The sequence below is a fragment of the Streptomyces sp. BR123 genome, assembly GCF_013401435.1.
Classification (GTDB): domain Bacteria; phylum Actinomycetota; class Actinomycetes; order Streptomycetales; family Streptomycetaceae; genus Streptomyces.
Map to the genome: position 1 here is coordinate 1 of NZ_JACBGN010000322.1, position 7,565 is coordinate 7,565.

Here is a 7,565-nt window from a genome sequence, read left to right on the forward strand (position 1 = left end):
CAACCGGGGCCGGGGCGGCGCACCGGGGCCGGAGGCCGGAGGTCGGAGGTCAGGCCGTCAGGCCGTCAGGCGGGTGCGCAGCGCCTCGACCACCTCGTCGGACACGCCGAGCCCCTCGCGTACGTACTTCTCCATCGAGCCGTAGCGCGTGCGGACCTCGTCCAGCGCGGCCTCCAGGTACTCGGGGAACACCCCGATCAGCGCCAGCGCGATGTCCGGGTTGCCGCCGGCCATCGTGAAGCCCTCGATCATCCGGGCGAAGGCCTGCTTGACCGCAGGATTCACCGACAGGTATTCGGCCATCAGGGTGTCGTCGTCCGCGCCGAGCAGCGACAGGATGATCGTCGCGCCCCAGCCGGTGCGGTCCTTGCCGGCCGTGCAGTGGAACAGGACCGGGCCCGCCTCGGGATCGGCGACCTCGGAGAGCAGCATCCGGTACGCGTCCTGCGCGGACGCGGTGCTCACGAACGCCCGGTACGTGTCCGCGAACAGGGTCTGGATCTTGCCGCCGCCCAGGTGCTCCTCGGCCACCACGGGGTCCGAGAGCAGGTCCTTGAGCTGAGCGGCCGCGGGCACCCTCCCGGAGTTGAGCTTGTCCGCGAGGACGTCGCCGACCAGGTGGCGCACGCCCGCGGGTATGCGGTCCGGGTGGTCGGCGCGCTCGGCGCCGGTGCGGAAGTCGATGACCGTGCGCAGGCCCAGCGCGGCCACGGCCGGGTCGGCGTCGATGTCGAGCCGGTCGAGCTGGCCCGAACGCAGGACCAGGCCGTGGCGGACGGTGCGGCCGCCGGCGAGGGGCGTTCCACCGAGGTCGCGGAGGTTGGCGACGGTGGTGGAGGGGGTGGCGGTGGCGGTCATCGTGGCGACTCCATGGGTCGGCGGGAGCGGGTGGCGTGAAGAGAGGCGGTCCGAGGTTCGGAGTTATCCGATTTTCGGCCGTTTCCTCCCGGATAGGTAATCGACGGCGAGCGCGACCCCGACGCCGACCCCCAAGGCCGCCAGGTGCCCCGCGTCCGTGAAGGTGCGCCCGCGCCGCAGCAGCGGTTGCGCGGCCACCGCCAGCAGCCCGGCGCGGGCGGCCGTACGGACCCGGCCGCCCGGAAGTGCCGAGGTCAGCGCCCCGAGCACGGCGTTGAAGCCGTAGCTGGTGCCCACGTCCAGGGCCCGCCGGGTCTGCGGGCCGGCCCGCCCGCGCAGTACCCCGTAGACCAGGAGCGTCGCCGTGACGTGTCCGAACAGGAACACCGCGGCCGTCCACCACACCCCGTACGCGTACTCCGCGTACCCGAGGACGGCGACCAGCAGCAGCGCGTACGGCAGCGGCATGGGCTCCTCGACGACAACGGCGCTGCTCAGCAGCGTTTTCCAGCGCCCGGCGGAGAGGTTGTCGACGTTGGTCGAGCAGTCCCGCAGCATCTGCTCGCGCTCGGCCGGAGCCAGCCGTTCCAGGGCGTACGCCCCGAGCTGGACCCCGCCCGCGTACACCGCGCCGGCTATCGGCGGCCTTGGCATCGGATTCACCCGATCATGATCGGACACGCCCCTCCGGCGTGCCGCGCCGGGGGGCTGTGGGAGCATGATCCGGCCATGTCAGAAAGCCCCGCGCCGATACGCGCCGCACGAGCCGCGATGTTCGCGGCGGTGTGCACCGCCTTGGGCGCAGCGGGGCACGCCCACATGTCCGGTACGGACATCCCGCCGCTGGGCCTTCTGGGTGCCTTCACCGTGACCGGCGGCCTCGCCTGGCTCGCCGCGCGGCGACGCCGGGGACCGGTGGGGATCGGCGCGGCGGTGCTCGCCGTGCAAGGGGTCCTCCACCTGGTCTTCTCGGCGGGCCGGGCCGGGAACGCGGCCGGGGGTGTCGCCGGGCACGCCGCCCACCACGCCGGGCGGCACCTGCCCGGGTCGATGCCGGGGCGCCATCACGTGGAAGCCGCGCTCAGCGCGGTCCGCCCCGCTGATCCGGCCGGTGCAGCCGATGCGGCCGGCACGGCTGCCGCGCACGCCGCTACGGCTGCGACCGGCGTGGGCGGCATGCCGGGCACGGCCGACATGGCCGACATGGCCGGAGCGGCAGGAGCTGCCGCCGGGCCGGTCGACCTTGCCGCCGTGGCCGGGAACGACGGCCTCGGCATGATCGCCGCCCACGTCCTCGCCGGGCTGCTGTGCGCCGCCTGGCTCGCCTGGGGCGAAGCCGCCGTCTTCCGGCTCGCCCGCGCCCTCGGCGCCACCGTCCTGCTCGCCGCCCGACCGCTCGCCCGCGCGCTCGCGCTGGTGCGGGCGCGCGCCGCCCTGGTGCCGCGCCCTTCCGGCCGGCGGCCCTCGTACGCACCCCCGCTGGGGCTGCGCGGTGCCGTGCACGCCCACGCCCTCGTACGCCGCGGCCCGCCCCGTCCGCGAAGCCTCCGCACCACGGCCCCCGGCCGTCCTGCCTGCGCCTGACCGGCGCACCTTCCGTCCTGCCGTCGGTGGGGCGAGCGGCGAGACCAGGGGCCGGTCCACCATGCCTTCGCACACCTAGGACGACCATGTCGCTTGACGAGGCCCAAGGCGCCCGAACCCGGGACGCCGACGCCACCACCACCATCGCCGACGCCGACCGCACCGAAGCGGCCGAAGCCGCCGAAGCCGGCGAAGCCGGCGCAACGGGCGCGGGCGCCGCGCCCGAACCCGCCCGGGGCACCCCCGCCGCGAAGCCCGGCACCTGGGCCGCGCTGCGGCCGCTGCTGCTGCGCATGCACTTCTACGCGGGCGTCCTGATCGCCCCACTGCTGTTCCTCGCCGCCGCCACCGGGCTCCTCTACGCCGGGTCCTGGCAGGCCGAGAAGATCATTTACTCCCACGAGCTGACCGTCGACGAGGTCGGCGAGAGCACCGTGCCGCTCAGCACCCAGGTATCCGCCGCCAAGGCCGCCGAGCCCGGCGGCAAGGTCGTCGCCGTCTGGCCCGCGCCCGACGCCGGGGCGACCACCCGCGTGATCATGGAGGCCCCGGGTCTCGCCGAGGGCCAGACCCGCACCGCCTTCGTCGACCCGTATACGGCCCGCGTCAACGGAGTGCTGACCACCTCCGGTGACGCGCTGCCGGTCCGCGCCTGGCTCAGTGAGTTCCACGCCAGCCTCCAGCTGGGCGAGTTCGGCCGGAACTACAGCGAGCTCGCCGCGAGCTGGCTGTGGGTGGTCGCCCTCGGGGGCCTCGCCCTGTGGATCGGCCGCCGCCGCTCCCGCAAGGCACAGCTCGTCCTGCCCGACCGCAAGGCCACCGGGCGCCGCAAGACCCTCTCCTGGCACGGCGCCGTCGGCCTCTGGGCCGTCACCGGACTCGTGGCCCTCTCCGCCACCGGGCTGACCTGGTCGAAGTACGCCGGCGAGAACATCGGGCAGCTCCAGGACCGCCTCGGCGGCGCCACCCCGACGGTGTCCGCCGCACTCACCCCGAGCGGAGGCGCAGACTCCGGTTCGGGCGGCGGCGAGCACGCCGGCCACGTCATGACCGAGGGCATGGAGATGCCCCCGGCACCGCCCACCGCCGACATCGGCATCGACAAGGCCGTGGCCGCCGCCCGCGCCGCCGGCGCCACCGAGGACCTCCAGGTCACCCTGCCGGCCAAGGGCAAGGGGTACGTCGTCAAGGAGAAGGACAAGGAGTTCCCGGTCAACTTCGACACCGTCGCCGTCAACCCCGCCGACGGCAGGGTCATCGACGTCCTGTACTTCTCCGACTATCCCGTCCTCGCCAAGCTGACCCGGTTCGGCATCGACCTGCACATGGGCCAGACCTTCGGGCTCGCCAACCAGATCGCCCTGGCCGCCCTCGCCGTCGCGCTGATGTTCCTGATCTTCTGGGGCTACCGGATGTGGTGGCTGCGCCGGCCCACCAAGGACCGCACGCTGTCCGTCGGCCGCGCGCCCTCGCGCGGGACCTGGCGGAAGGTGCCGGTGGGCATGCTGCTGCCGCTCGCGGCCGTGACCGCAGTGGTCGGGTGGTTCGTACCGCTGCTCGGCATGAGCCTCGTCGCGTTCCTCGCGGTCGACCTGGTGCTGGGAGCGGTCGCGGTGCGCCGCGCCAGGACGGCCGGGTAGCCGGCCGGTCAAGGTTCCGAAGAGCTCGGTGGGCCCGTATTCCGCAGGGGGGAGTACGGGCCCGCCGTCGTCATCAGGGGGCGGGGGCGTACTTGTAGCCCACCCGGCGGACCGTCTGGATCGTCCCCCGGCGGGCCGCGCCCAGCTTGCGGCGCAGGCGGGCGACGTGCACGTCCACGGTGCGGCCGTCGCCGACGTGGCCGTAGCCCCAGACCGTGGTCACCAGTTGGTCCCTGGTGTGCACCCGGTGCGGGTGCGCGACCAGGTGCGCCAGCAGCTCGAACTCCAGGTAGGTGAGGTCCAGCACCCGGCCGTCGACCTCGGCGGTGCGCCGCGCCGTGTCGATGCGGACCGCACCGTCCGCGGCGGCGTCGGGGGATTCGGAGGCGGATGCGGATGCGGAGGCGGAGGCGGAGGCGGCGGGAGCCGGGGCGGGAACGGCCTGTGGGGCGAAGGAGAGCGGAGGCTGCTGGTCGGCCGGTACGAGGACCAGGTAGCCGACCATCGGCGGCCGGCCCGGCAGCACGGGCACCGCGTGCTGCGGCGCGGGCAGCCAGGTGGTGCCGGGCGGCAGCAGGTCGGTCACACGGGCGACCTCGTCCGGCGCCACGGCCCGCAAGCGGGTCGGTGCCGGTGCCGGGGAGGGGAAGCGGCGGGCGGCGGTCGCAGCGGAGGCGGCGGAGGCGGTGGACGTCAGGGAACGGGTCTGGGACATGAGTGGTCAGCTCTTTCACGCGAAGTGGCCGGCAGGAGACGTGCGTGCGTTGCGTCGTGCGTACGTCCTCGGTGCACCGCGCAGGCCGAAGGCCCCGGGGGAGGGGTGGTGGTCGATCCCGGAAGGCTTTAGAGGGCCGGCGCGTTCGTCGCGCGGCAACACACCCGGTCGAAATCGTGATCCTGACGGGACGGCCAGAACGGCTCGAGGTCGCTGCGACCGGTCGAGGTGTGCGCATGGCTGGCCATGCGCCCATTGAAGCAGATGCCCTTGGCCCGGGGCAGGTTCCGTCTCGGCAGATGGACCGGAATCTCAGATTCAGCCATCAAGGTCCCGCCGGGGCGGCGATGGCCCGGACGCTCCGTCACATGGCCGCCGTCCTGCCGTGGTCGGTCCCGGACCCCGAGCACGCGTATGCCCGCCGGGCCGAAGGACGGCCTGGCGGGCATACGGGCGGCGATGACGGTGGCGGTGGCGATGAGGGGTGGTGATGCCGTGCGGGGCAGGGCGGGCGCGCGCCCCGCCCCACACGGGGCTTCGGGACTCCGGCGGTTCGGGAGGTTCCGGGGGTTCCGGGGGTTCCTTCGGAACCGCGTCAGACCAGGCCGGCCTTCTCCAGGCCGGTGCAGCAGGTGTCCGTGATCAGCCGGGTCACGACGTACGGGTCCACGTTCGCGTTCGGGCGGCGGTCCTCGATGTAGCCCTTGCCGTCCTTCTCCACCTGCCACGGGATGCGGACCGACGCGCCGCGGTCGGAGACGCCGTAGCTGAACTCGTTCCACGGGGCGGTCTCGTGCAGACCCGTCAGTCGCTCGTCGATGCCCGCGCCGTAGTTCTTGACGTGGTCCAGCGGCTTGCTGCCCTCGCCCAGCGCCTCGCACGCCGCGACGATCGCGCGGTAGTCCTCGCGCATCGCCTTCGTGGAGAAGTTGGTGTGCGCACCGGCACCGTTCCAGTCGCCCTTCACCGGCTTCGGGTTCAGCGTCGCGGAGACGTTGAACTCCTCGGCGGTGCGGTACAGCAGCCAGCGCGCGATCCACAGCTGGTCCGCGACCTCCAGCGGGCCGAGCGGGCCCACCTGGAACTCCCACTGGCCGGGCATGACCTCGGCGTTGATGCCGGAGATGTCCAGGCCCGCCGCCAGGCAGTGGTCGAGGTGCTTCTCCACGATCTCGCGGCCGAAGATCTCGTCCGCGCCGACACCGCAGTAGTAGCCGCCCTGCGCGGCCGGGAACCCGCCGACCGGGAAGCCCAGCGGACGCTGGCCGTCGAAGAAGGTGTACTCCTGCTCGATGCCGAAGATCGCCTCCTGGGCGGCGAACTTCTCGGCGACGGGGCGGAGCAGCGCGCGGGTGTTGGACTCGTGCGGGGTCATGTCGATGTTCAGGACCTCGCAGAGCACGAGGAGGTTGTCCCCGCCGCGGATCGGGTCCGGGCAGGAGAACACCGGCTGCAGGACCCGGTCCGACGCGTGGCCCTCGGCCTGGTTGGTGCTCGATCCGTCGAAGCCCCAGATCGGCAGCTCGGCGCCGTCGGCAAGGATCTTCGTCTTGGAGCGCAGCTTGGCCGTCGGCTCGGTGCCGTCGATCCAGATGTACTCAGCCTTGTAGCTCACGGGCCCCATCCTTACGGTGCGTCGCTGCGGTGCAGACTCTGCGGGTGCTGCTGCGGTGTAGACCGCAGCGTGCCCCGTGGCGATTTCTCTGCCGTTGCCCATGTGTGAACCCCGTGTTACCGGGGTTTGCACCGCAGGTCGGGTGGCTTGTGCGGGTTGCGGTCGGAGCGCCCGCCCGGGTGCGGCAAACTGGGCGGGTGAGCAGTTCGTACGATTTGACCCCCGCAGGCGGCCTCGCGGAGTCCTCCCGCCCGGCCGTTTCCGCCCGGCCCCGCGTGGGGCTCCTGGGTACCGGCCCCTGGGCCCGCCGGACCCACGCCCCCGCCCTCGCCGCCCACGCCGGCTCCGAGTTCGCGGGCGTGTGGGGCCGCCGGCCCGAAGCCGCCGCCGAGTTGGCCGACGCGTACGGCGTGAAGGTGTACGACGACCCCGACGCCCTCTTCGCCGACTGCGACGTCGCCGCCTTCGCCCTCCCGCCCGACGTACAGGCGCCCCTCGCCGTGCGCGCCGCCGCCGCGGGCTGCGGACTGCTGCTCGACAAGCCCGTCGCCACGACCGTCGGGGACGCGCACGCCGTCGCCGACGCCGCCGACCGGCACGGCGTCGCCTCCGTCGTCTTCCTCACCCTCCGCTTCGCCGAGCCCGCCGCGGCCTGGGTCGAGGAGCAGGCCCGCCGCGCCGGCTGGTTCACCGCCGCCGCCCACTGGCTCGGCGCCGTCTTCCCGCCCGACGGCACGCCCAGCGCGTATGCCGACTCGCCCTGGCGCAAGGCCAAGGGCGGACTGTGGGACGTCGGCCCCCACGCGCTGTCCGTCCTGGTCCCCGTCCTGGGCGACGTCACCTCCGTCACCGCCGCCCGCGGGCCCTGCGACGTGGTCCAGCTGGCCCTGCGCCACGCCTCGGGCGCGGCGAGCACCGCCGTACTCAGCCTGGGCGCGCCCGTCGCCGCGGCCGGTGTCGGGCTGGAGGTGCGCGGGACCGAGGGTGTCTTCTCGCTGCCCAACTGGACCGACGTGCCCGGCGCGTACGGGCGCGCGCTCGACGCGCTGCTCACCGCCGCCCGGACCGGCGCCCCGGACCCGCGCGACGCCCGGTTCGCGGCTCGGCTGACGGAGATCCTGGCGGAGGCGGAGGGGCAACTGGGGGCGTGAGG

The 7,565-nt window shown here is 74.0% G+C and carries 7 protein-coding genes; 3 read left to right on the plus strand and 4 right to left on the minus strand.

Annotated features, from left to right (window positions below; all coding sequences use genetic code 11):
• Nucleotides 1-57: 57 nt before the first annotated feature.
• Both HYE82_RS31250 and HYE82_RS31255 read right to left on the minus strand, forming a co-directional pair.
• Nucleotides 58-858 (minus strand): tyrosine-protein phosphatase, encoded by an 801-nt coding sequence (locus tag HYE82_RS31250; protein ID WP_179177567.1) that lies wholly within the window; start codon nucleotides 856-858, stop codon nucleotides 58-60.
• Nucleotides 859-921: 63 nt separating this feature from the next.
• Nucleotides 922-1,512: a rhomboid-like protein gene (locus tag HYE82_RS31255; RefSeq protein WP_179177572.1), complete on the minus strand. Its 591-nt coding sequence runs from the start codon at nucleotides 1,510-1,512 to the stop codon at nucleotides 922-924.
• A 75-nt stretch (nucleotides 1,513-1,587) separates the two neighbouring features.
• On the opposite strand from HYE82_RS31255, the gene HYE82_RS31260 reads away from it, so the two are divergent.
• A complete protein-coding gene (locus HYE82_RS31260) occupies nucleotides 1,588-2,442 on the plus strand; it encodes a hypothetical protein (RefSeq protein WP_179177568.1) in 855 nt (284 codons plus the stop codon).
• A gap of 86 nt (nucleotides 2,443-2,528) precedes the next feature.
• The gene (locus HYE82_RS31265; protein ID WP_179177569.1) at nucleotides 2,529-4,082 is read left to right on the plus strand and encodes a PepSY domain-containing protein; all 1,554 of its coding nucleotides are present in this window, start codon (nucleotides 2,529-2,531) and stop codon (nucleotides 4,080-4,082) included.
• A gap of 73 nt (nucleotides 4,083-4,155) precedes the next feature.
• Here HYE82_RS31265 and HYE82_RS31270 read toward each other — a convergent pair whose 3' ends face one another.
• Together HYE82_RS31270 and glnII are read right to left on the minus strand one after the other, a co-directional pair.
• On the minus strand, nucleotides 4,156-4,797 hold the full coding sequence (locus tag HYE82_RS31270; protein ID WP_179177570.1) for a winged helix-turn-helix domain-containing protein: 642 nt from the start codon (nucleotides 4,795-4,797) through the stop codon (nucleotides 4,156-4,158).
• 595 nt (nucleotides 4,798-5,392) lie between these two features.
• On the minus strand, nucleotides 5,393-6,412 hold the full coding sequence (gene glnII / locus HYE82_RS31275) for a glutamine synthetase (protein WP_179177571.1): 1,020 nt from the start codon (nucleotides 6,410-6,412) through the stop codon (nucleotides 5,393-5,395).
• A 215-nt stretch (nucleotides 6,413-6,627) separates the two neighbouring features.
• On the opposite strand from glnII, the gene HYE82_RS31280 reads away from it, so the two are divergent.
• Nucleotides 6,628-7,563, plus strand: a complete 936-nt coding sequence (locus tag HYE82_RS31280; protein ID WP_179177573.1) for a Gfo/Idh/MocA family protein — start codon at nucleotides 6,628-6,630, stop codon at nucleotides 7,561-7,563.
• Nucleotides 7,564-7,565 lie beyond the last annotated feature (2 nt).